Here is a 22,382-nt window from a genome sequence, read left to right on the forward strand (position 1 = left end):
TATGTAGGGAATTGGTAGTTTTGAGCCTTGAATTCCCCAACGCCCCATATTCTTAACGTTAGGAGCAACAAATGGTAGGAGAGTATTATATCGATCAAAATAAAGTTCGTGACTATTACAAAAAAGGATTAATCTCATTTTCACTGATTCACGTCTATGCATCATTATTTTTAATTTCTGTTTTCTTTATCCAAATTCGGTCATTTACACTGATTGGTGCAGGTATAGTGATCGCTGTATCATTAGTACGAATTGGAGTATGGATGGCAAGAACGGGCGAGAAAACTTATGAAAAGACACAAATCATTATCGAAAATAATAGAATTATTAGAAAAGGAGAAGGCCTTATTACTGTAAGAATTCCGTTTTCCCAAATAGGCAGAATTAAATCTCATAGAAATGCAATAGTGGTTGTAAGAAAGGGAGTATTACCAGTAATACAGTATTATTTTGATAGATTTTGTTTTATATCCAATCAGGATATTTTATATATACCTAGTATGTTAGAGAACTTTAATGAAATAAAAAAACATTTAAAGTATCAAAAATGATTGAAAGAATATACGCATTTATACCACTAGTAATTTCGCTAAGTTTCCTTTATTCTGCTTTAAGATTGAGTAGAATCATTAAACATCCCGATAAAGAAAGGCAGGCTGATTATGAGGAATACCATCAATCAAATAATAATTCATTAAGAATAATTGGAAGTGTTTTAGGTGGAATTATTTTCTTTTTATACTTTCTAATGAGTTACTAGAACAGCTCCTAACAAGGTATAAAACCCATTTGCTAACCACCTTGTAGCAAATTAACTGCTAAATAGCCCGTAATTTATGCTTGCTTTTCATAGCTGGCAACCAAGGATATTGCTTTACTCAAGTATGGTGCTTAATTATTCTAAGCTTTGGCAATTAATGAAGTGTATCAGTTTGCGGAGAAAGCATAAATTACTACTTTCAGTATTTCATAGCCTAGTATAGCAAACGGGTTTTATACAGGCGTTAGCGGTAATTCCACATATAGGTAAGCCATCGACTTTGCGAGCTAACGGTAGAGCATAGAAATGGAAAGAATTAATAAAAATATAATGATTGTAAAATAATCGATTTTCAATACATTAATTAAATCCTAGTCAAAATTAGAGATGATCAAAAATTTTTTAACCTTTTTTATATAAAACTTTACTCAACCTTAAAGCAAAAAATACCGAGTGCCTTAGGAGTTGAAGGCTCAGCCTCAGCATTTATATCATCATTACTTTTCTTCTTCAATTTTATAGTAATCTATTATGTTGTATTCTTCCTGATGTTCAATTTTAATCTTTCCTCCATAAACTGGCTCCCTTTATTAACCTATTTCATAGTTCCAGTATCATATTTCACAATCATAATTTTCGGTTTCTTTTATTTCAAAGAGCATCATCAGAAATTATACTCTCAGTATAAGAACCAAAAAATTAGCATTAGCTTTCCCCCTGTTTTATATATAATCTACTGTTTAGCTACCTTGGGGGTATTCATGCTCTCAACTTATTACTTCTTTTCATCTTTGAAATAAAAAAAACCGCCAACATTCCATAAAACCTATTTTCTCAGCAACTTATAGTAAACATGCTGTGAATAAGCCAGCAATTTATTCTTTCACTTTGTAACAACTGTTCTGTTTTCAAGGGGACTCTACGGTAATCAATAGTGAGCCTTGGTAGAAACCGCATAAATTGCTTAGTTTAGCTTTTCATAGCTTACATTAGCGGTAATGTGAGTGCAAAATGGAAGTAAATTTAAACATTTAAGAAAAATCGTTTTCAATAATTTAGACTTTGAAAATACCGATGAATATGACAAATATTAATTACGTAGACATCATGATAATACTTTGCTGTATTTCTATTTTTGTTCTAGCTATTGTGAAAACTATTAAAATATCAAAGACTGATAAACCTGATACTGTTGGACTATTTAGTATATGGTTATTTGGATTATTTGCTTTCTTGCTTGGTCTGATTGAACAGACACTCAATATGATATCAGTATTTGATGCTGTGGCAGCTTCTGGCGACATAAATCCATCAATAATTGCTGAAGGTGCTAGCGATTCTACAAAAGGAGCGGTTACAGGAATTTGGATTCTGATAGTCTCTCTAATCCTTTGGGGTACAGTTAAAGGATTAAAAAATTGGAAAATTAGAAAGTCAAAGTCAGCACACTAGAGAAACTCACAGTTAAGACCAAGATTTATATAATAGAAAATACCGCTAACATTACCTAAAAATGCATTTGCTCACTGCTTCTAGCAAATTGAGCTGGTAATTCTCCACAAAGCCAAACATTTATTTTCATTTATAGAGAAGAGAGATAAACTGCTCCGCTCTTTTTACTGCTCCGCAATTGTAGTTATGGTTTGGCTTTGCTACTTTAGTGCTTCGTCAGCGAAGTGTAGCAAACGCATTTTAGCTAGGCGTTACCTGTAATGAACGTTAAATTCAAATGATAATCAATAGAAAGAAGGGTAAAAGTATAGCCATGTTTATTTTTTTGGTTCCTGTTTTACTGATGTTCTTTTTCGGGGGCATTTATGCAGTTTTTGAAGGAGAAATAGCTATAGGCATTATTTTCATTGTAATAACAGTAGTTGGTCTTTCAGGTGTTCCAAAATCTATGATGAAAATCATTTCAGCTAATCCAGAATTTGAAATAACGGATAATGATTTATTTATTTATGACAATCCTCAATACGAATGCATTTCTATCCAAGACATGGTAGAATGCAACATTTATAGTGGTTTATACAACGATTATCTATTAGGAATTTCTTTAAAAAAAGATTCGCAGATAAGGAGTAATTTAAAAGAATGGAAGAAAACGTTTTTAAATATTCCAGAGGAAAAATCTAAAATAGTATTCATTAATTTAGAGCATTCAGATATCAAACCTACCGAATTGGCTAATATTCTAAATAAGAAAATCTCAAAAATTAACTCTCATTCTAAAAATACAGGTAACAACACATAAAACCAATTTGCTCACCACCTTGTAGCAAAGTCAGTAGTAAAAGCCAGCAATTTATGCTTGCACTTTGTGGCAGCATTCCTGAGCTAACAGGTACTCGTCACTAATCAATAGGGAGCCTTGGTGAAAATAGCATAAATTGCTTAGTTTAGCTTTTCATAGCTTACACTGGCAAACAGGTTTTATGTAGGCGTTGTGTGTAATTTTCGGTACAATTAGGATTGGTTTACAAAGCCAATTCAAGAAGTTTTTACTCATACAAAGAAGTAAAAGATTACAGCTACCTGTGATTTATATTCTTTAAAAAATATTGAAAGATATATAAAATGAAAAAGCTACTCAAAATAGTATTTATCATAACGAGTATATTCATTGTATTAAAAATCTTTTTTCAAATATCATTTTCATATGACTTAATAAATGAAATCATACTCACTGCATTTGGACTATCTGGGGCAGTTTATTTGACAATATTATTTCCTGAAACTTGGGTTAAAATATTATTTGTGTGCGTCATTGCAGGAGTAGTTATAATTGGCTGGTATAGTAATTTGATCTTCGGGTATGAATCTCAAATACATAAAAAATGGAACTTTGACAATTATAATATTCAGCTGGAAAACCGAATTCAAATAGCTGGACCAGGTTGCTTTTGGTTTTTAGTAAATAAGAAAATCCTGGGTGGCGTATTGGAGAGAAGAATTGAAACTAGAAAATACCAAGCAGTACTACCTGATCCTCCCCAAATATTTGAGTTTGCAACCAAAAATGATCCACTGAAAGTCGAATGCTGTAAAAACAATTTAATAATATTACCTGACAGTATGTCTTTGGAAGAAAAGTTAGATTACATCAAATAAATGAATAATTGAAACCACACACAACATTCTGTATGAAATCATGGCTGGACGGTAGGTAATTGACACTTTGGCTCTTCGTAGGAAGCCCGTCAACCCGCAGGATTGACTTACTGTGTTGAAATAATTTAGTAAGCAATCCTGCGGATTGCCTAGTTAGTAACTTGAAACTTTTGTACATTTAAATCAGCCACGCTTCATACAGTGTCGTTAGGCATAATAAAGCTTTATATTTCTAATTATTTAACTTTGTATCTATGACATTTATGAGTCACATGAAGAAGGAATCAACCAGAAAAGCCTTCGATAAACAATCAAAGGTTAATGGTACTAGTAGATATGAAGGTTATGATCCTAGCAAAGTAAAAACGGATTTTGAAGAACTAAAAAGACTTAGAAATAAAAAGAAAAACAGAACCTGGAATCTTTTAAAGGCTATATTTTTAAGCTTAGCTTTTATTTTAGTTATATTTATGCTCCTCAACTTATTTATTGGCATACTTTAAATACGAGTATCAGAACATATACAAACAATGCCTAACAATGAACTGTGCTAAAATCCAACCTTTCGTAGTGAATTTTTCTTTTGGACAGCCCGTAATTTATGCTTGCTTTTCATAGCTAGCAACCAAAGATAGTGCTTTGGTCAAGTGTAGGGCTTAATTATTCTAAGCTTTTGCAATTAATGAAGGTCATCAGTTTGTGGAGAAAGCATAAATTACTACTTTCAGTATTTCATAGCCTAGCATAGCAAACGGGGTTTATACAGGCGTTGTGGGTAATAGTTTGTGCCGTTCAGATTGGCATTAATTTGTATATTTGTTTCGAATGAAAAAACCATACGTCATAGCTGGATGCAATGGTGCAGGTAAAACAACTGCTTCTTATACAATTCTGCCAGAAATACTTGATTGCAAGGAGTTTGTCAATGCAGATGAAATTGCTAAGGGCATTTCACCTTTTCAGCCAGAAAAAGTGGGGATAGAAGCAGGTAGAATGATGTTGAAAAGAATTAAAAGCCTCTTGGAAGCAGGTGAAAGTTTCGCATTCGAAACTACATTATCGACCAGAAGCTATGTTGCATTTATTGAGAAAGCTAAGCAATTAGGTTATCAAGTAACCTGTTTGTTCTTTCTGCTGGACTCGGAAGAATTGGCTATATCCAGAGTAGCTACTAGAGTAAAAGAAGGAGGGCATCATATTCCAGAGGAAGTGATAAGAAGAAGATATAAAAGTGGATTAAAGAACTTCTTTAATCTATTTCTTCCAAGAGTGGACAATTGGCTATTTGTAAATAACTCTGGAGATAGCTATGAAATTATTGCAGAAGGGTCGATGAATGAAATTACAGTCAACAATGTTTTGCAATGGAAGGAGTTAAAAGAAAAATATTATGGGAACTAAAGAGCAATTAAAAGAAGAACGCGACAAAATTGTAAAAGGACTTGAAGAGACTTACAGAAAGCTAGTTCGCTTCAAAAGAGAAAAGAATAGTCCGATGATTGTATTGAGAGAAGGGAAAATTACTGAAGTAGACCCGAACGATATACTACCCACAACATTGTATAAGCGTAATGCGGGTTAAACAGTAAAATTGAGCATTTTTGCTACTAAGAAACTTAGCGCTAGGCGAAAAATGAATCGCTCTAAAAGCCGCGCTTCGCTTATACTAATCGTGACAAAATCTGCAATTTGAAATACCCCCATTAAGTTATACTCTTACTACTCTGTATTTCGTGAACATACGAAGCTAATTGTATTCAATTCAGTTTTCAAAAAATGTACTGCTTCTCAAAATCCTTTAATAAAAAGTTCTCTTTTTAAGAACTAAATTTATATCTTTGTTGTAATTTTGAAGCTTTTACATGGATAGAATATTTGCTAAAAGAATCTTAAGAGAATTTTGGGAAAAACATGCTGACTCTGAACAATATCTCAAAACATGGTATGATACAGCTATTAACAGTCAGTGGAAAACCCCGAATGACGTGAAAAACACTTATGCAAATGCTAGTATACTAAAAGACGAACGAGTTGTATTTAACATCAAAGGAAATTCATACCGACTTGTAGTAAAGTTCAATTTTGAAAAGCAGTGGATATTTATCCGCTTTATTCGGACGCATGCCGAATACGATAAAATTGATGCCAACAACATTTAAATAAATAATTATGACACTAAAGCTTATAAAAACAGATGTCGAATATCAAGAGGCCCTCAACAGACTTGAAGAAATCTTTGATGCTAAAATTGGAACTCCAGAAAGTGATGAAGCTGATATTCTAGGACTTCTTATTGATGAATACGAAAAAGAGCATTACCCGATAGATGCCCCAGACCCCATTGAAGCAATTAAAATTAGAATGGAGGAGATGGATTTGAAACAGAAGGATTTAGTCGGTGTAATTGGTGGCAAAAGTAGGGTGTCTGAAATTCTTAATCGAAAGAAAAAGTTGACTGTTGGTATGGTTCGCAGCTTGGCTTTAAGATTAAATCTATCAGCGCAAATTCTAATAAACGACTACAAGCTATTAAAATAATAAAGTTGGCAAGATTAGCTAAAAACAATGGCGGTTAGCTGGTAATTTAAATATTCTCAATATTTGCTACCTTTATCTGAGATTGAATGTGAGTGCTTTTATTCCGACAAAGTTTTTTAGCCATATCTTTGACGGACATAGGCGAACGAAGAAATAAGAAATTTCGTACCTTTAAATATGGAATGGAGAAAACACATAATAGCTGATGAAACTGTACTACTTGGAAAACCTACAGTAAAAGGAACTCGTGTATCTGTTGAGCATATCATTGGGCTACTTGCTCAAGGGTGGACAGAACAACAGATTCTTGAAAATTATCCTCGAGTGAATCAGGAATCACTACAAGCTGTTTTCTCTTACATCCAAGAATGCTTAAAGGACGGACTTTTATACACTAATTCTTAAATTCAACCACCTTGAAGTATCTAGCTAATGAGAATGTACCATTCTCCAGTATCACCTATCTCAAATCAAAAGCTTACGACATTAAGGCGATTGGAGTTGACGACCCTAGTATTACGGATGAACAGGTTATGCAGATTGCTATTGATGAGAACAGGACTATTATAACTTATGACAGCGATTATGGCGAATTAATATTCAAGCATGGATACAAACCGCAAGCAGGTGTCATTTTCATCAGGACTCAGCCAACTGAACCATTAGAGACAGCAAAGATTTTAGAAGAGCTCCTTACTAAAAAAGCTATTTCATTTGAACACAATTTGACTGTTATCGATTCCAACACGATTAGACAGAAAAATAATTAACGCTTACCATCATTTGCTAAAAATGCATTTGCTTATTGCATCTAGCAAAGTGAAGAGGTAATCTGCCACAAAGCCAAACCGATGATTTCATTTAGATTTAGGCTAAGTATTCGGCAAGGTTCCCTTATTTGTGAAAAAAGCAGTATAAATTTATTCAAAGCACTAAAGAATAACGAGTCCCTTAAACCGAATATTTGGGTTAAGACAAATACGATTCAATTAATTTTCATAATACGATAGGGTTTTGAACTTGCAACGACTTTTCCGGAAGGACTCGACTATGTTTGAGAGATGATGACTTGTGGAAATGTTATTCTCATGTTTCAAACATTCGAGAGTTTGGGTACAGAACTAAATGAAATAGCTAGAAAATTGGGAGCTTCGCTATTGGCGAATAGCCAACTAAATGAACCAAAAAAATAAGTAGAAAGCAACAATCCAAATCAAATTAAACCAGACTTATTATTAATTGAGCTCATAATTTTCACTAAATTGACTGATAAATTACCTTTGGGGGGAGGTATATTATGGAAAATTTTGCAACAATTAACATTCGAGAAACAAATGAATCAAAAAAAGTAAAAATTGCTTCTGATTCAAAACCTGAGCTTGTTGATGCAACACTCAAAAAATGGCAGGTATTAATTGACACACTCGCTAGCATTGTAAATGTCCCTTCTGCTTTGATCATGCGATTAAATAAGGACAATATCGAAGTATTTCTTAAGAGTAATACAAAGGGCAATCCCTATAAAGAAAATGAAAAGGTTGACTTGGTATATGGATTATATTGCGAGAATGTTATCGGAAAACAGGAGCAATTAATTGTACCGAATGCCAAGAAAAGCAAGGTATGGAGAAAGAATAACCCCGATGTTGATATTAATATGATTTCCTACCTGGGAGTACCGATAAACTGGCCTGATGGAGAGTGCTTTGGAACAGTCTGTGTTCTAGATAATAAAGAGAATAAATACAGTAAGGATTTTGCAGATTTAATAAATCAAATGAAGCTTCATATTGAGCTTGATTTGCAGACGCTTTTACAGAATCTGGAGCTCCATGAACTAAATGAAGTCAAATCAAAGTTTTTATCATTGATTTCTCACGATATCAGAGGGAGCATAAGCAGTTCAGATGAATTTTTAAAGCTACTCATTAAGCAGCCCAAAAATAAAGATTACGATGATATGCTCAAGATGTTAGATCATCTGAGTGTCAATTTATCGCAATCAAGGATAGCATTGGACAACCTATTAGGATGGTCGAAAAGTGTGGTGAAAAACATCAAACCTGAAAAAAGTAGCTTTGATTTAGTTATTGTAATGGATGAGTTGATAAAATTTTTCTCTTTGCCAGTAAAAATAAAAGAATTAAAGATAGAGAAGAGCTATTCTGCTAATCCGTGCCAAATTTTTTCAGATAAAAATATGCTCACCATGAGCATTCGTAACATTTTGTCAAATGCTATCAAATACTCTTTTAAAGGTGGTTTAGTAAAAATTAATATAAGTAAATCCAACGAAGATAGAGTGATTATCGAAATAATAGACTCAGGTATAGGGATGAATAATAAAACAAAAAATAGATTGTTTCATTATGCCGATTCTCATCAACAGCAAGGAACTGAGGGAGAGTCTAGTGCAGGAATTGGCTTAATGTTAACCAAAGAATTTTTGGATAAAATAGGAGCTAATGTAAGCGTTGATAGCGAAATTGACAAGGGGAGCACATTTACAGTTTGTATTTAATTTTCATATTAGATTTGGAACTAAGCTTGTGAAATTTTAAAGTAGGTCCAAAGACGGGGAAGTTCAATACGGTATTCAGATCAACACTCAAAAAACACTACTCTTATGTTAGTTAAAACTTTAGAATAAGATTGCTGTTTTACTTTTACCAATTCCTTGTGCAATGATTCTATAAAATCAACAAATCAAGCTAAATTGGCAATCTCGAATAAAATATTTCATGAACGCAATTATTATAGGAGCTGGAATTGGGGGCATAGCCACCTCTATTCGTTTGGCGAAGAATGGTTACAAAGTAGATGTGTACGAGCAGAATAGTTACCCAGGTGGGAAACTTTCTCTTATAGAGCAAGATGGATTTAGGTTCGATGCAGGCCCTTCCTTATTTACTTTACCAGAATTGGTGGATGATTTGGTCAAGTTGCAAAATGAAAACAGTAATATTGAATTCCCCTATAAAAAATTAGATGAATCTTGTCGCTATTTCTGGGAAGACGGAAAAAGAATAACTGCTTATACCGAACCTAAGAAATTTGGGGCTGAAGTGGAAAAAGTTTTCAAAGTTCCAGCAAAAACTATAACCGATTACATCAAAAATGCCGAATTCAAATATGAAAAATCTGCTCGGATATTTTTGGAAAAATCGCTTCACAAAACCTCCACTTTTCTATCGAAAGAAATACTTCCTGCCTTATTGAATATCTATAAGTTTGGCTTGTTTGAAAGCATGAACCAAGTCAATCAAAGGAAGTTAAAAGACCCAAAATTGGTACAGCTTTTTAACCGATTCGCCACGTATAATGGTTCTGATCCTTATCAAGCGCCAGGAATTTTGACCTCAATTGCTAATCTAGAATTAAACAAAGGCACTTTTTATCCTAAAAACGGGATGTACCAGATTACGGACACGCTGGTGAAAGTAGCGGAAAGTTTAGGCGTGAAATTTCATTATAATGCTGCTGTAGAAAATATTAAAGTAGAAGATAAAGAGGCCAAGGGCGTGGTGGCAAATGGTGAATTTATCTCTGCAGATTTAGTGGTGAGCAATATGGATATCTACCCTACCTATAAGAAATTACTAAGTAAAGAAAAGCAACCCGAGCCTATTCTAAATCAGGAAAGAAGCAGTTCTGCCTTGATTTTTTATTGGGGTATTGCTAGAGAATTTGAGGAGTTGGGATTGCACAATATTTTCTTCAGTGAAGATTATCGCAAAGAATTCGATCACATTTTCAAAAAGAAAGCAGTAGCTCCAGATCCTACAGTCTACGTAAATATCACTTCTAAGCATTCCCCTGAAGATGCGCCAGAGGGAATGGAAAACTGGTTTGTGATGGTGAATGTGCCAGCCAATAATGGACAAGATTGGGACAAGTTAATTCCAGAAATTAAAGAATCGGTACTGCAGAAATTAGAGCGGATGCTGAAAACTGATATCAGCAGACATATCAAAACAGAAAGCATTTTGGAACCCCGGACGATTGAAAGCAAAACCTCCTCTTACCAAGGAGCTCTTTATGGAAGCAGTTCGAATAATCGATATGCTGCTTTTTTGCGTCATCCTAATTTCCATCAAAAGATAAAAAATCTGTACTTTTCAGGCGGAAGTGTTCATCCTGGTGGCGGAATTCCATTATGTTTGTTGTCAGCCAAGATTATTGATGATTTAAGTCCTTCGGCAAAATGAACAAAACACATGCGTTGACTATTATTCAAAAGATAAAATCCCGTCCGCTCATTGGTGGAATAATCATTACGGCCTTTTATTTTTTCGGAATACTCGGGATTCTTTCAGAAAGTAAAGATTGGTTTATTGAAAAAACAGCTTTCAACCTGTCCTTATCATTCTTAATCTTGGTTTTCTATCAAAAAAACTATAGCCTAAGCTTACTTTGGGGATTCCTGTTTTGCTACTTGATTGGTTTTACGGCAGAATATCTAGGGGTAAATTTTGGATTGATTTTCGGTGATTATATCTATCCTGAAACACTAGGGCTGCAACTTGGAGGAGTTCCGATGATTATTGGTATCAATTGGTTTTTGATCACCTTCTGCGTTGCTGCTATCATTTTTCCTCTTAAGCTGAATATCATGCTAAAAATATTTATAGCTACGCTTTTAACTGTTCTAATTGATTTTTTGATTGAACCAGTGGCCATGGAATTGAATTTCTGGAATTGGGAAACCAATGAAATCCCCATTCAAAATTATGTGGGCTGGGCTATTATTTCTTTTTTAATTTACAGCTTCTATGCCATCATTAAATTACCGCTGGAAAATAAGATTTCATTAGTTCTATTAATTTGGCAAATAATATTCTTTGCTTGTTTGAATTTATTTTTGGTAAGTTAATTTAACTTTTAGATCAATTAAATCAAAATCAGACACTATTAATGAATTGCCATAAACACCCCTATGATCCCCTCAAGGGGATAGTTCTCGCAGATTTGCTGTTTCAGAAAACAAAAAGTTTTATTAGTATTTTGCTCAATAATCCAGGTGGCTAGGGAATCTTTAATCTACCAAAAACTTCTTACTTACCACTTGCCTCCCATTTCTTAACTGTAAAAAGTAAAGCCCTTCGGACAGACTTTGAACATTAATCAAGGACTGCTGATTTTCAAATTGACCTTCCAATTTGACTCTCCCTTTAACATCCAAAATTTTATAACTGACTATTTCAGCTGTTTGATCTTCCCATTTTATAAAAATGCTTTCCTGGGCAGGATTAGGATAAATTTGAAATTCATTTCTAGGATTGAAGGCTGAATCAATAGCTGTAATTGGACTACCCAACTGATTATAAGTGTTTAAAACTTGATTCTCACCTTCCTTCAATCGGTAAGTGCGAAGTTTATCACTATTTGGAAATTCTTCTCTTCCATTCTCAACTTCATTAATACCAAACTTAAACTCAATGGCTGAACCAATAGTAATATCTGCTAAAGAACTTGTATAAATTCCATCCCCATTTTCATCATTTAAAGACTGTTCTTCAGCTCCCGTTTCGTTTTCACTTGAAATCAAAATCACCGATTCTGAATCAGGATCAAAGCCTCCATCTTCAATTAAATCATTCATATCTACCATTAATTCAACTGATGTGGTGGTTTCCTCGGCTGTCATCAACTTATAAATATGAGTTGAATGAGCTTCCATTTCAGCTATATCCAAGTTGAAACTACCACCAGAATTAATGGTCAAATCCACTTGATTTCCACTGAGCAAATCCACTAATTGGTAACTTCCCGCAATTAAGCTGGAACTGTTTAAATTTATCGCAATATTGCTTTTGCTACTACTTGTTAAATTAGCCACCACAATAATTTGCTCTTCATTTTCTTGTCTGATAAAGCTGAATATAGAATTGTCAGATGAAGAAATAGAGCTGTAATTTCCTGTTCTCAAAGCTTGCTGGCTATTTCTTGTTGAAATCGCATCTTGATAGACTCGCCAGAGCGATTCGGGTGCTGTCTGTTGCTCAGCTACATTTTTATCTGGATAATCTGATTCTGGTGCTCTCCATGGGCTTCCAGTAGTGAATCCAGCATTAGAAGCATCACTCCATTGCATGGGCAATCGGATATCTTCATCAGGTTTTTGCCCTAACATCCCGATTTCTTCTCCATAGTAAAGATACGGTATACCTGGCAAGGTCATTAATAATTCAGCTACTTGCTTGGCTTTGGCTTTATCGCTTCCTAAAACATTCATCACCCGATCCATATCATGATTGGTTAGGAAGGTGCCAAACTGAAGATAAGGATAGCTGCCCATCACTTCCTGTGATTTTGCCACTAAACCATCTGCATTTCCATTGATTACAGCACCAATAATAGCATTGGCTAAATCAAATTCAAATACATAATCTAAGCCATCCTTACCAACATACTCTCTTGCTTTATTTGTCGAAGTCCATGCTTCACCAACTGAAAATGAATTTGGATTTATGGACTTATAATGCGTTCGGAAATCTTTCCAAAACTGAAAGGTTTCTTCCACGTCTTCCAAGCCTTCCTCTGTTTCATAAATATATTTTACTGCATCCAATCGGAACCCATCAACATTCATTTCTTCTAGCCAGAAAGTAGAAATATCAAACATTTCTTCTTTTACGCCTGGCGTTTCATAATTAATGTCAGGCATTCCTCCCCAAAAAAGACCGTAATAATAATCTCCATTGCTTTGATGCCAAACATTTTGTCCCCAAGGACCACTTCCTCCTGGATTGCTGTCTTCCCAAACGTACCAATCTCTTTTTTCATCAGCAGGATTTTTGGAATCTCGGAACCATGGATGTTCACTGGAACTATGGTTCATCACATAATCAATGATAACTTTTATACCGCGTTCGTGAGCTGCAGCTATAAATTCCTTAAAATCTTCATTAGTACCGTAATCACTTTCTAGCTCACGATAATCGGTTACATCATAGCCATGATAGCTGGGTGACTGATGAATGGGCATTAACCAAATGCCTTTAACGCCCAAATCATGATGCGTTGCAGGATTCCCATCATTAAGGTAATCTAATTTTTGAATGAGCCCTTGAAAATCCCCAATTCCATCGCCATCAGAATCGTAAAAACTGCGAACAAATATTTCATAAAATACCGTTTCATTCCACCAGTAAGTATCGGTGTTTCCTATGGTGACAAAATTTTCAAAGACTTTAGTCTCACTTTCCCCATCTGCATTTTGAATGCTTAGACTCACATCAAAACTTCCTTCATTGGCATAACTGACAACTGGATATTGTTCTGCACTAGAACTGGGTGTTCCACCAGCAAAGCTCCATTCCCAGCTGGCAGGGTTTCCATTTGATAAATCTGTAAACTGAATCACTTCTCCAGGGATAGCAAAATTTGAAGAGGCAGAAATATTGACTTGGAGGACATCATTTGGGACTTCATCATTATACCAAAATGCTATCACATCATTTTCTTCAATCGTGAAACTACGATTAGCTCCACCTCCAGGGAACTCTTCAGTTCCATCCCAGCTGCCATTGATTCGGGCTTTTAATTCAATTTGTTGTCCAATATTAAATGTTTCTTCAGCTACATAAATCCCATCTGAATTATCATCACTTAAAACTAAAGCAGGGCTTCCCCAATCGTTGAATGAACCTGCTATATCAACAAAATCAGCATTGGGATTAAAATTTCCTTGAGTGATTTGCTCCTTCATATTCACCTGAAATTCGACAGTAGTGGACTGAGACAACGCAGCCGAAGGAAGAATGACTAAAAAGAATAATAGAGTAGATTTTAAAAATGTCATAACTCAAATTTACTAAAATATAGTGAGATTGATTATTGATTAAATCAAAATAGTGGGAACGCACCGCCTCTTCTAAAGGCAGAAGTATCTAGCTGAATCTTTTGACCGCCTTTCATATATTTCTTCTTAGCCATATGAAAGAGTTGATTGATCATATCAGCTTCAGCGCCATTCCCTCTCATTCTATGCCCCCAATTGGAATCATTTACTTTTCCTTGATGAAGGTTTTCAATTTGATGCCAGACTTTTTCAAATCGATCAGGAAAATAATTTTCTAGCCATTTCTTAAAAATTTCAGCTATTCTGCCGTTCAATCGAACAACTGTATAACCTGCGTCCGCAGCTCCATTTTCAGCTGCTTTTTTTATGATTTCAGGAATCTCACTATGGTTTAAGCCGGGAATGATTGGGGCATTCATAATGGAAACAGGAATTCCTTTTTCACCCAAAATTTTGATGGCTTGTAGCTTTTTTATAGAAGAAGCAGTTCTGGGTTCCAAAACTGACCTTAACTTTTCATCCAAGCTGGTGATGGATAAAATAACTCGAACTAAGTTATCTTTTGCCAAATCTTCCAGAATATCCATATCCTCCAAAAAGCCTGTGTTTTTGGTGATGATTCCCACGGGATGTCGATATTTCGCCATTACCTTTAATAGACTTCTAGTAATTCTGAGCTTTCTTTCCAGTGGTTGATAACAATCTGTATTCCCGGAAAGCACAATAGGCTTAACTTTCCATTTAGGGTTTAAAAGCTCTTTTTCAAGTAGTTCAGCAGCATTCTTTTTGACAATAATTTTGGATTCAAAATCTAGGCCTGCATCCCAGCCCCAATATTCGTGGGAATTTCGAGCATAACAATAAACACAACCATGTTCGCATCCTTGGTAGGGGTTTATAGAGTAATCCATACCAACATCCGGACTGCTCACTTTATTAATGATTTTTTTCGGGTGTTCGTAAAATATTTGAGTGCTTGGCTTATCTAAATGCGTATATTCATCAATCCCCTCGTCCCACTCTGTGCTAAATTCTTGTTTGGAAAATGAGTTGGACAATCGTTGCTGCGCGCCTCTTCCTTTTATGTTTTGCGATGGATTCACTTAGCAAAAATACTAATATTTTTAGCTTTATACTAAATATTGAATCATTAAATTTATAGGAAATATTATCTAAAACAATTCATCAATTGTAACTTAGAGGCTCTAAATTCAGTAAACTTACAGCATGAAAAATATTTACCTAATCTTTGTAGCGCTATTTATTTCCACTTCGGTTTTTGCACAGGATGAAATCCCGCCAAGACCCAATCCTCCGAAGTTGGTGAATGATTTAACAAATACCTTGAGCAAAGGGGAACAACAACAATTAGAACGTAAACTTGTAGCTTATAACGACAGTACTTCAACTCAAGTGGTGATTTTGATTGTTCCGACTTATGGCCAATACGATCCTAATCAATTTGGAGTGGCCGTATTTGATAAATGGAAGATCGGTCAGGCTGACAAAGACAATGGCTTACTGATTACTGTTGCGATGCAAGATCGCAAAATGTTTATCAACACAGGCTATGGATTGGAAGATGTGGTTCCTGATGGCGCAGCAAGTACTATTATCAACGAATACATGAAACCAGCTTTCCGAAATAATAATTATTACAAAGGGTTGGATGATGCTACCAGTATTGTTTTTGATTTAGCTTCTGGAAAATATACCGCAGACAAATTAGCAGATAATGATGCCGGTAAAGGCATTGGCCTTGGGGCATTTTTAATATTTTTCTTTATTATCATCACCATTATCTCCCGAATAAGAAGAGTTAGAAAACATCACATGGGCGGAGGAAGTTTAGATATGATCACCTTAATGATGCTATTAGGTAATAGTGGAAGAAGTCATGGTGGAACTTTTGGAGATTTTAACTCAGGTGGAGGAGGCTTCGGTGGAGGCGGTGGTTTTGGCGGCTTCGGTGGCGGAATGACCGGAGGTGGTGGTGCTGGAGGAAGCTGGTAAATTAGCTCTTATAAACCCTTTTCTTTTGGCACTGTTATAGTATAATCACAGCCTATACTTCAATTTTTTATGTACAGATTCTTAATTTTTCTCATCTGTTTTTGTGCCCTTATGGGTTCAGTTCATGCACAAGAAATCAGAAACGACTCCATCCTAGAAGTGGTAACAGTAACGGGTTTTAGTAAAGGAGAGCAAATCAATAAACAATCTGCCCCGATTGCTTACTTAAGTCCAAAGGAATTGGATAACTTTTCTCCACACAATCCAGTGATGGCCTGGAATACATTGCCTGGGGTTAATTTAGAGCAAAGAGCTATTTCAAGTTACCGAGTCAGCATAAGAGGAAGTTCTATTCGTTCGCCCTTTGGTGTTCGAGACGTGAAAGTCTATTGGAATGGCTTACCTTTTACTGAAGCTAATGGATCAACGGCATTAAACTTATTTAGCAACACCCAAATGCAAGAGTTAGAAGTAGTGAAAGGTCCTGCAGGAAGTTTATTTGGCGCAGGTTTGGGAGGCGTCATGCAAATAAACAATTTTCCTTCTCAGCAAGAAAGCCCGCTCCAAATTCAAGTTTCAGGAGGAAGTTTTAATCAATTGAATGCTGGTGTAAAAGGACAAATTGAATCTGGAAAATGGTCGACTTTTTATGCGGTAGACCACCAACAAAATGATGGATATAGGGATCATAATGCTTTGGATCGGCAAAATTATCAAATTTCTTCTCGCTATCAAATCAATGACAATCACCAACTGGATTTCCATCTTTTGTATAATGATTTGTTTTATGAAATACCAGGAGGTTTAACAGCTGAGCAGTTTGCAGAGGATCCCTCGCAAGCCAGAGCGGGCAGTGCACCTCAAAATTCTTCAATTGATCAAAGAACCGTTTTTTATGGAGTGGGCTATACCAGTTTTTTTGGTGACAATTTAAGTCAATCTACTCATATTGCTGGAACTTACACCTCGTTTCAAAATCCATTTATTTTGGATTATAAAGAAGACCAAAACAGAGAAGTTGCTTTGCGCCATCAGTGGACTTATGATATGAATTTCCAGAATGTAGATTGGAAGTGGGATGCTGGTTTAGAATGGCAATATGCCGATAATTCGGCCAATAATTACGGAAATGTAAACGGTAGAAAAGATACCATTCGCTTTGCAGATGATTTGAATATCGACAGGAAATTATTTTTCCTGCAAACTCAGATTGGCTTTGAAAAATGGCAATTAACTTTAGGCTTGAGTAGTAATTTATTGGAATATAAAGTTGATAGAAAGGTAAATGCTTTTGCCGAACCATTCGAATTCAATAGAAATTTTGATAATGAAGTTATTCCAAGAGTAGCATTACAATATCAATGGACAACCCAAAACATGACCTTTGCTTCCTTAAGCGAAGGCTTTTCAAGTCCGACTTTGGATGAAATAAGGACTAATGAAGGTAGTATCAACAGAAATTTGCAGGCAGAAAGAGGAAGGACGTATGAATTGGGACATAAATATTATGGGAACAGGATACAACTAGACGCTACAGTTTTCTATTCGGCCTTAAGAGAAACGATCACAACTTATACCAATCAAGACGGAGTGGTGCTTTTTCAAAATGCAGGCGCCACCAATCAATTGGGCACGGAATGGGGCTTGAATGTGAATTGGCTTGATAATCAAGCAGGTGTCCTCAATCAAATAAATAGCAGAACGAGCTATAATTTTTACGAATTTACATTTGATGATTACCAAAAAAGAGAAGAAGATTTTTCAGGTAATTTATTGACGGGTGTTCCCCAGCACACTTTCAATCAGACAGTAGCAATTGGATTGTTGAAAAGCGTAAAGCTCAATTTGCACTTCCGCTATGTAAGCGAAACTCCCCTCACTGATGATAATGAAATATTGGCCGATCCCTATCATTTGCTAAACGCCAACATTGATTATCAACTACCTATTGAGCAAAAAGTCAATTTATTTGGTGGGATGGAGAATATTTTCAATACTACCTACAGTTTAGGCAATGATCTCAATGCTTTTGGCGGAAGATTTTATCAGCCAGCTCCTGGACGGAATTTTTATATGGGGGTGAAATGGAAGTTGTGAACCAGAATTTATTCTCTACTTAACTCCCAAAGCTTCAAAACCGTCTTCCAATTTCTTGTGGTGGCTTTTACTTTTAGTTTCTTTTCGAAAAAGGCATTGGTCAGTTTGGATTTATGATAGCTGCCTTCGCAATAAATGAAGACATTTTTCCCCATTATTTTAAATTGGTCAGGCTTATAATTTACAGTTTCCAGTTGCTCCTGTTTGTCTTGTTCGGGTATTTTATTTAAAAAAGTAAGGTGCAATTTATTGATATCAGCATCTGCAGTATAAAATGGATTGTTGGCTATAGCACTTTCAATTTCATTTTTTGACAGTACAATTACTGGCACTTGAAAATCAAATTGTTTTAAAATAGCAGACTCAATATTTTCAGCTAATTGGTCATTTTGCTGCCTTTCACCTGCTTCGAAAATCAAATTTCCACTTTGGATATAAGTTTGGATATTTTCATAGCCCAGATTCTGCATCAATGTTTTCAAATCTGCCATGAGGATTTTTCTTTTACCGCCAACATTTATTCCTCTCAGAATTGCAATTTTTGTTTCCATATTTGCGAACTTAAACATTATAATAGTGACATGCATGCTTCTGTAGGAAGATTTAGACAATGCTCACATAAGTAAGTAAATCTCATTTCTTGCTATTGTTTTTATTAAGAAATCCTTACCTTCTAAAAAATAAATGAAAGACTATGCACTTTTCCTATTTTGTCCAACAAAAACTTAAATTAGCCTCAGCTTTAGCCATCATTTTAATCATTGTCTTGGTTAACAACAGATTGCAAAATAATAATCTTACAGAGTTAGGAGAGACATTTGGCTCCGTGTATAAAGACCGTCTGCTTGTGGAGAATTACATTTTTAAGATGGCAAATGCCACCCATGAAAAAAAGTATTTGCTAACACAAATTGATAGAAGAAAGGATCAAGCCATTAAAGAGGAAATCAATTCCATTAACCAAAAAATGGATTCCATAATTTCCGATTACCAAAAAACCTACCTTACAATTAATGAAAACAAGATTTTCAAAGATTATCTCAAAAACAATACTCGACTTAGGGTATTGGAGCAAAATCCAGAATCTCAAATTTTTCAACTGAATGATTTGTATAATAGAAATGTGGCAATGTTGACAGAATTATCCAAAATTCAGATGATAGAAGGAGAAGCATTGTACAATAATTCTCAATCAATAGTCACGAGCAATGCCAGCATTTCCTATTTGGAATTGGGTTTATTAATCATATTGGGCCTTATATCACAAGCATTGATTTTTAATTCAAAATCCCTCAATAATAGGTTGAGAAAAGATCAAAATAACCTGCCTTTAAATTAACTCTTCATAAAGTTTTTGATAGCATTCCAACCCTTTCTGTAGTTTGGTTGTCTTTGATATAGAAGGTTTTGGTTGAAATCTTTCTGTGGATGGCTGGTTACCGTTCATAGTTTTATGGTTGTAGGCGAAAAGGGTAGTAGCAATACTGCCCTTTTCTATTTTTCCAACTATTTGCTTTTACCATTCCATTGGAACTTCCATCAGCAGCATTTCAGAATCTTCGTTTGCTTTTATATTTACTTCGTCCAGATTTAACAAACCGATTCCATCGCGCTTTTCAAGCTTTTCACCTTCAATTTCAATTTCGCCCTCAAGCAAGAATACAAACAATCCGTTATCCTTTTTTTTCAATTCATAGCTTTTTTCAAATCCCTTTTCAAAATCAGCTAAGTGAAACCACGCATCTTGTTGAATCCAAGTATCTAATCCTGCTTCTTTTGGTGAAACCACCATTTGGAAACTGTTTTTTCTCTCTGCCACAGCATAGTGCACTTGGCCATATCTAGGTTCGATATTTTCTTTATTTGGGAAAACCCAGATTTGCAAAAATTCCGTTCCAATATCTTTATTCGGATTAAATTCTGAATGTGTGACTCCAGTACCGGCTGACATTACCTGCACATCCCCTTGCTTAATAGTCGCCTGATTTCCCATACTATCTTCATGAGCCAAATCACCTCTTAATGGGATAGAAATAATTTCCATATTTTCGTGTGGGTGCTTTGGAAAACCTGTTCCACTTGTAATTTTATCATCATTCAATACCCGTAGTGCCCCAAAATGAATTCTATCCGGATTGTAATAGGATGCAAAACTGAAGGTATGATGCGTATCTAGCCATCCATGATTAGCGTGGCCTCTTGAATCTGATTTATACAGTATTTTTTTCATTGTTTTAAAATTATATGTAGATACATGTAATTACGAGACAACAGAAAAGTTGTGTCATTTTTGAGGGAAATAATTTTTTAATTATCATTCCGACTTAAAGTTCGTAGAAATGAATCTGAAATTAAGGAATAAATACAAAAGCGTTAGGCTGGCAATTTTTTCAGGTACTATAACCAGAATTGAATACCCATATTGCTTGGATTTTGACGGTCATGAACCGATTCAATATGCTGGTTTTAATAGTCCCAATAATATTGTATTCCATTTACAAGCAAAAGACGATACTTTAAAAGAATTTCAATTTCATAATTCCTGCTTCGATTTTAGAGAAGGTCATAGTATTAGTGTCATTACATCGGTCAAAACTTCTCTTCACAGGCTTGTAATTAACCATAATACGCAAAGATATTGGTTAACAAATACCGAATCTTTATCATCTGAATTGCTGTGGGAAAAATATGTTCTTGCTTTCACACTGCTTTTCTTCTACTTAGCATTTTTCGTTTCAGCATATTTCATAATTATTCCATTTTTTGACAAGACCAATGTTGCATTAATGGTATTGACAGGAGTTGCAGTGCTAACTGCTACATTTATTCTACCTAAAATTTACCGACTTATTAAAATCAGTAGAAATCAATTTTTATTTGAAAAGAGGTTTCGTCCGCAGTTGCAGACCATTGCAAGAAATCTTTTAAATGATGAACAATAAATTTTTAGCTACATCAAAAACATTCACTTTGGTAAGTTTTCAGGTTCAAATTAGAAATAACACACTTATTGGACTTTAATTAGTATCTTCAAAAGGCCTAATATTGCTGCCTTATATCAAATTTTAAAAATCCACTTAGCAAAACTATATTATTTATTCATATTATTTTATAATTTTAATCATTCGCACAAAAACCATAAATAATGAAAATGTATTTAAGATCGATAGTATTTGTAGCCTTATTGGCAGTTGTGGCATGTAGCCCACAAAAAAAAGAAAAAGAAAGCAGTAATTCAGAAGCATTTGAAAAAGCTCAAGAGGAAGTAAAAGAGCAAATTTCTGGTGTGGTGAAAGAAATGCCAGCTCCTTCTGAAATCCCTTACTTATTAATGGAAACAGGCGCAGACTTCAATGAAAGTTTACTTCACAATGTAAAAAGCGTTGGAAATTACAGTCAGAATAATGAAGCTGCTGTTAACTTAGGCGTTTATGCAACTGATGTGGCTTATTTAAGTGCCTATGAGAAATCACAAAAGGCATTAAACTATATCACCGAAATAAGACCATTAGCAGATCAATTAGCACTATCAGGTTCGTTTGATCCCAAAACTGTTGAGCGATTTGAAGCTAATCTATCTAACACCGATTCATTGGCAATGATTGTAAATGAAGCTATTAACAATGCAGATGATCATTTAAGAAAAACAGATCGTCCTAAGGTTGCCGCTTTATTATTGGCAGGTTCATTTATTGAAGGCTTATACATTGCTACTGCATTAGTTGAAAATTATCCTAATGAACTTCCTGATGAGGCAAGATCATTAATTTTGATTCCTTTGGTTGACGTTATTATCAAGCAAGAAGAGCCATTGATTGATTTAATTGAATTGTTAAAAGGCGTAGATCAGGATGACTATATTTCAACCTTAATTACAGATTTGGAAGTACTTAAAGCTGAATACAAAAAATTAAACGTTCAGAAGTTGATGGATGAAGGCAGAGGAAACGAACTATTAAAAGATGAAGCTTTAGACAATATAACCAATCAAATGGGTAAAATCAGAGATGATGTAACCGGATGATAACTATTTAAAACAAAAAATTAAGAAGGGCTGAT

At 34.9% G+C, this 22,382-nt stretch carries 24 protein-coding genes; 20 read left to right on the top strand and 4 right to left on the bottom strand.

What is annotated here, in order from left to right; translation table 11 throughout:
* Positions 1-71 precede the first annotated feature (71 nt).
* From FTRAC_RS09840 to FTRAC_RS09910, 15 genes are all read left to right on the top strand, one after another.
* Positions 72-551 carry a hypothetical protein gene (locus FTRAC_RS09840; RefSeq protein ID WP_013454091.1) on the top strand — a complete coding sequence of 160 codons (480 nt, stop codon included), beginning with the start codon at positions 72-74 and terminating at the stop codon, positions 549-551.
* Positions 548-760 (top strand): hypothetical protein, encoded by a 213-nt coding sequence (locus FTRAC_RS09845; protein WP_013454092.1) that lies wholly within the window; start codon positions 548-550, stop codon positions 758-760. The genes FTRAC_RS09840 and FTRAC_RS09845 overlap by 4 nt, the downstream gene beginning before the upstream one ends.
* A gap of 1,080 nt (positions 761-1,840) precedes the next feature.
* Positions 1,841-2,212 carry a hypothetical protein gene (locus FTRAC_RS09850; protein ID WP_148230067.1) on the top strand — a complete coding sequence of 124 codons (372 nt, stop codon included), beginning with the start codon at positions 1,841-1,843 and terminating at the stop codon, positions 2,210-2,212.
* Between the two features lie 277 nt (positions 2,213-2,489).
* A complete protein-coding gene (locus tag FTRAC_RS09855) occupies positions 2,490-3,014 on the top strand; it encodes a hypothetical protein (RefSeq protein WP_013454094.1) in 525 nt (174 codons plus the stop codon).
* A 323-nt stretch (positions 3,015-3,337) separates the two neighbouring features.
* On the top strand, positions 3,338-3,871 hold the full coding sequence (locus tag FTRAC_RS09860; RefSeq protein ID WP_013454095.1) for a hypothetical protein: 534 nt from the start codon (positions 3,338-3,340) through the stop codon (positions 3,869-3,871).
* A 254-nt stretch (positions 3,872-4,125) separates the two neighbouring features.
* The gene (locus tag FTRAC_RS09865; protein ID WP_013454096.1) at positions 4,126-4,374 is read left to right on the top strand and encodes a hypothetical protein; all 249 of its coding nucleotides are present in this window, start codon (positions 4,126-4,128) and stop codon (positions 4,372-4,374) included.
* A 322-nt stretch (positions 4,375-4,696) separates the two neighbouring features.
* The gene (locus FTRAC_RS09870; protein ID WP_013454097.1) at positions 4,697-5,272 is read left to right on the top strand and encodes a zeta toxin family protein; all 576 of its coding nucleotides are present in this window, start codon (positions 4,697-4,699) and stop codon (positions 5,270-5,272) included.
* Positions 5,262-5,453 carry a hypothetical protein gene (locus FTRAC_RS09875; protein ID WP_013454098.1) on the top strand — a complete coding sequence of 64 codons (192 nt, stop codon included), beginning with the start codon at positions 5,262-5,264 and terminating at the stop codon, positions 5,451-5,453. The genes FTRAC_RS09870 and FTRAC_RS09875 overlap by 11 nt, the downstream gene beginning before the upstream one ends.
* Before the next feature lie 280 nt (positions 5,454-5,733).
* Entirely contained in the window at positions 5,734-6,030 is a 297-nt protein-coding gene (locus tag FTRAC_RS09880; protein ID WP_013454099.1) for a type II toxin-antitoxin system HigB family toxin, read from the top strand.
* A 10-nt stretch (positions 6,031-6,040) separates the two neighbouring features.
* Positions 6,041-6,409 (top strand): helix-turn-helix domain-containing protein, encoded by a 369-nt coding sequence (locus FTRAC_RS09885; protein WP_013454100.1) that lies wholly within the window; start codon positions 6,041-6,043, stop codon positions 6,407-6,409.
* A gap of 177 nt (positions 6,410-6,586) precedes the next feature.
* Positions 6,587-6,814 carry a DUF433 domain-containing protein gene (locus tag FTRAC_RS09890; protein ID WP_013454101.1) on the top strand — a complete coding sequence of 76 codons (228 nt, stop codon included), beginning with the start codon at positions 6,587-6,589 and terminating at the stop codon, positions 6,812-6,814.
* A gap of 11 nt (positions 6,815-6,825) precedes the next feature.
* On the top strand, positions 6,826-7,179 hold the full coding sequence (locus FTRAC_RS09895) for a DUF5615 family PIN-like protein (protein ID WP_013454102.1): 354 nt from the start codon (positions 6,826-6,828) through the stop codon (positions 7,177-7,179).
* A gap of 527 nt (positions 7,180-7,706) precedes the next feature.
* Positions 7,707-8,930: a GAF domain-containing sensor histidine kinase gene (locus FTRAC_RS09900; protein WP_013454103.1), complete on the top strand. Its 1,224-nt coding sequence runs from the start codon at positions 7,707-7,709 to the stop codon at positions 8,928-8,930.
* A 220-nt stretch (positions 8,931-9,150) separates the two neighbouring features.
* Positions 9,151-10,617: a 1-hydroxycarotenoid 3,4-desaturase CrtD gene (crtD, locus tag FTRAC_RS09905; protein ID WP_013454104.1), complete on the top strand. Its 1,467-nt coding sequence runs from the start codon at positions 9,151-9,153 to the stop codon at positions 10,615-10,617.
* On the top strand, positions 10,614-11,282 hold the full coding sequence (locus FTRAC_RS09910) for a carotenoid biosynthesis protein (protein ID WP_013454105.1): 669 nt from the start codon (positions 10,614-10,616) through the stop codon (positions 11,280-11,282). Before crtD ends, FTRAC_RS09910 begins: the two co-directional genes overlap by 4 nt.
* Positions 11,283-11,444: 162 nt before the next feature.
* On the opposite strand, the gene FTRAC_RS19285 is transcribed toward FTRAC_RS09910, so the two are convergent.
* Positions 11,445-14,213 (bottom strand): alpha-amylase family glycosyl hydrolase, encoded by a 2,769-nt coding sequence (locus FTRAC_RS19285; protein ID WP_013454106.1) that lies wholly within the window; start codon positions 14,211-14,213, stop codon positions 11,445-11,447.
* 44 nt (positions 14,214-14,257) lie between these two features.
* A complete protein-coding gene (locus tag FTRAC_RS09920) occupies positions 14,258-15,316 on the bottom strand; it encodes a PA0069 family radical SAM protein (protein ID WP_013454107.1) in 1,059 nt (352 codons plus the stop codon).
* A gap of 124 nt (positions 15,317-15,440) precedes the next feature.
* Here FTRAC_RS09920 and FTRAC_RS09925 point away from each other — a divergent pair, with 124 nt between their 5' ends.
* Positions 15,441-16,226, top strand: a complete 786-nt coding sequence (locus FTRAC_RS09925; RefSeq protein WP_013454108.1) for a TPM domain-containing protein — start codon at positions 15,441-15,443, stop codon at positions 16,224-16,226.
* A gap of 69 nt (positions 16,227-16,295) precedes the next feature.
* A complete protein-coding gene (locus FTRAC_RS09930) occupies positions 16,296-18,323 on the top strand; it encodes a TonB-dependent receptor family protein (protein ID WP_081457023.1) in 2,028 nt (675 codons plus the stop codon).
* Positions 18,324-18,331: 8 nt separating this feature from the next.
* Here the strand turns inward: FTRAC_RS09930 and FTRAC_RS09935 are convergent, their stop codons facing one another.
* A complete protein-coding gene (locus tag FTRAC_RS09935; RefSeq protein ID WP_041649705.1) occupies positions 18,332-18,874 on the bottom strand; it encodes a DUF1697 domain-containing protein in 543 nt (180 codons plus the stop codon).
* A 143-nt stretch (positions 18,875-19,017) separates the two neighbouring features.
* On the opposite strand from FTRAC_RS09935, the gene FTRAC_RS09940 reads away from it, so the two are divergent.
* A complete protein-coding gene (locus FTRAC_RS09940) occupies positions 19,018-19,662 on the top strand; it encodes an MCP four helix bundle domain-containing protein (RefSeq protein ID WP_013454111.1) in 645 nt (214 codons plus the stop codon).
* A gap of 177 nt (positions 19,663-19,839) precedes the next feature.
* On the opposite strand, the gene FTRAC_RS09945 is transcribed toward FTRAC_RS09940, so the two are convergent.
* On the bottom strand, positions 19,840-20,553 hold the full coding sequence (locus FTRAC_RS09945; RefSeq protein ID WP_013454112.1) for a pirin family protein: 714 nt from the start codon (positions 20,551-20,553) through the stop codon (positions 19,840-19,842).
* A gap of 109 nt (positions 20,554-20,662) precedes the next feature.
* Between FTRAC_RS09945 and FTRAC_RS09950 the strand changes: the two genes are divergently transcribed.
* Positions 20,663-21,265: a hypothetical protein gene (locus FTRAC_RS09950; protein WP_013454113.1), complete on the top strand. Its 603-nt coding sequence runs from the start codon at positions 20,663-20,665 to the stop codon at positions 21,263-21,265.
* A gap of 203 nt (positions 21,266-21,468) precedes the next feature.
* Positions 21,469-22,347 carry a hypothetical protein gene (locus tag FTRAC_RS09955; RefSeq protein ID WP_041649708.1) on the top strand — a complete coding sequence of 293 codons (879 nt, stop codon included), beginning with the start codon at positions 21,469-21,471 and terminating at the stop codon, positions 22,345-22,347.
* Positions 22,348-22,382: the final 35 nt, after the last annotated feature.

The sequence above is a fragment of the Marivirga tractuosa DSM 4126 genome, assembly GCF_000183425.1.
GTDB lineage: Bacteria > Bacteroidota > Bacteroidia > Cytophagales > Cyclobacteriaceae > Marivirga > Marivirga tractuosa.

Bases quoted from the DNA above. Each gene is read 5' to 3' on its own strand.
- FTRAC_RS09850 (WP_148230067.1), top strand. From the start codon at position 1,841: ATGACAAATATTAATTACGTAGACATCATGATAATACTTTGCTGTATT.
- FTRAC_RS09870 (WP_013454097.1), top strand. From the start codon at position 4,697: ATGAAAAAACCATACGTCATAGCTGGATGCAATGGTGCAGGTAAAACA.
- FTRAC_RS09925 (WP_013454108.1), top strand. From the start codon at position 15,441: ATGAAAAATATTTACCTAATCTTTGTAGCGCTATTTATTTCCACTTCG.
- FTRAC_RS09860 (WP_013454095.1), top strand. From the start codon at position 3,338: ATGAAAAAGCTACTCAAAATAGTATTTATCATAACGAGTATATTCATT.
- FTRAC_RS09885 (WP_013454100.1), top strand. From the start codon at position 6,041: ATGACACTAAAGCTTATAAAAACAGATGTCGAATATCAAGAGGCCCTC.
- FTRAC_RS09840 (WP_013454091.1), top strand. From the start codon at position 72: ATGGTAGGAGAGTATTATATCGATCAAAATAAAGTTCGTGACTATTAC.
- FTRAC_RS09945 (WP_013454112.1), bottom strand. From the start codon at position 20,553: ATGAAAAAAATACTGTATAAATCAGATTCAAGAGGCCACGCTAATCAT.
- crtD (WP_013454104.1), top strand. From the start codon at position 9,151: ATGAACGCAATTATTATAGGAGCTGGAATTGGGGGCATAGCCACCTCT.
- FTRAC_RS09950 (WP_013454113.1), top strand. From the start codon at position 20,663: ATGAATCTGAAATTAAGGAATAAATACAAAAGCGTTAGGCTGGCAATT.
- FTRAC_RS19285 (WP_013454106.1), bottom strand. From the start codon at position 14,213: ATGACATTTTTAAAATCTACTCTATTATTCTTTTTAGTCATTCTTCCT.
- FTRAC_RS09865 (WP_013454096.1), top strand. From the start codon at position 4,126: ATGACATTTATGAGTCACATGAAGAAGGAATCAACCAGAAAAGCCTTC.
- FTRAC_RS09880 (WP_013454099.1), top strand. From the start codon at position 5,734: ATGGATAGAATATTTGCTAAAAGAATCTTAAGAGAATTTTGGGAAAAA.
- FTRAC_RS09855 (WP_013454094.1), top strand. From the start codon at position 2,490: ATGATAATCAATAGAAAGAAGGGTAAAAGTATAGCCATGTTTATTTTT.
- FTRAC_RS09875 (WP_013454098.1), top strand. From the start codon at position 5,262: ATGGGAACTAAAGAGCAATTAAAAGAAGAACGCGACAAAATTGTAAAA.
- FTRAC_RS09910 (WP_013454105.1), top strand. From the start codon at position 10,614: ATGAACAAAACACATGCGTTGACTATTATTCAAAAGATAAAATCCCGT.
- FTRAC_RS09900 (WP_013454103.1), top strand. From the start codon at position 7,707: ATGGAAAATTTTGCAACAATTAACATTCGAGAAACAAATGAATCAAAA.
- FTRAC_RS09930 (WP_081457023.1), top strand. From the start codon at position 16,296: ATGTACAGATTCTTAATTTTTCTCATCTGTTTTTGTGCCCTTATGGGT.
- FTRAC_RS09845 (WP_013454092.1), top strand. From the start codon at position 548: ATGATTGAAAGAATATACGCATTTATACCACTAGTAATTTCGCTAAGT.
- FTRAC_RS09935 (WP_041649705.1), bottom strand. From the start codon at position 18,874: ATGGAAACAAAAATTGCAATTCTGAGAGGAATAAATGTTGGCGGTAAA.
- FTRAC_RS09955 (WP_041649708.1), top strand. From the start codon at position 21,469: ATGAAAATGTATTTAAGATCGATAGTATTTGTAGCCTTATTGGCAGTT.
- FTRAC_RS09940 (WP_013454111.1), top strand. From the start codon at position 19,018: ATGCACTTTTCCTATTTTGTCCAACAAAAACTTAAATTAGCCTCAGCT.
- FTRAC_RS09890 (WP_013454101.1), top strand. From the start codon at position 6,587: ATGGAATGGAGAAAACACATAATAGCTGATGAAACTGTACTACTTGGA.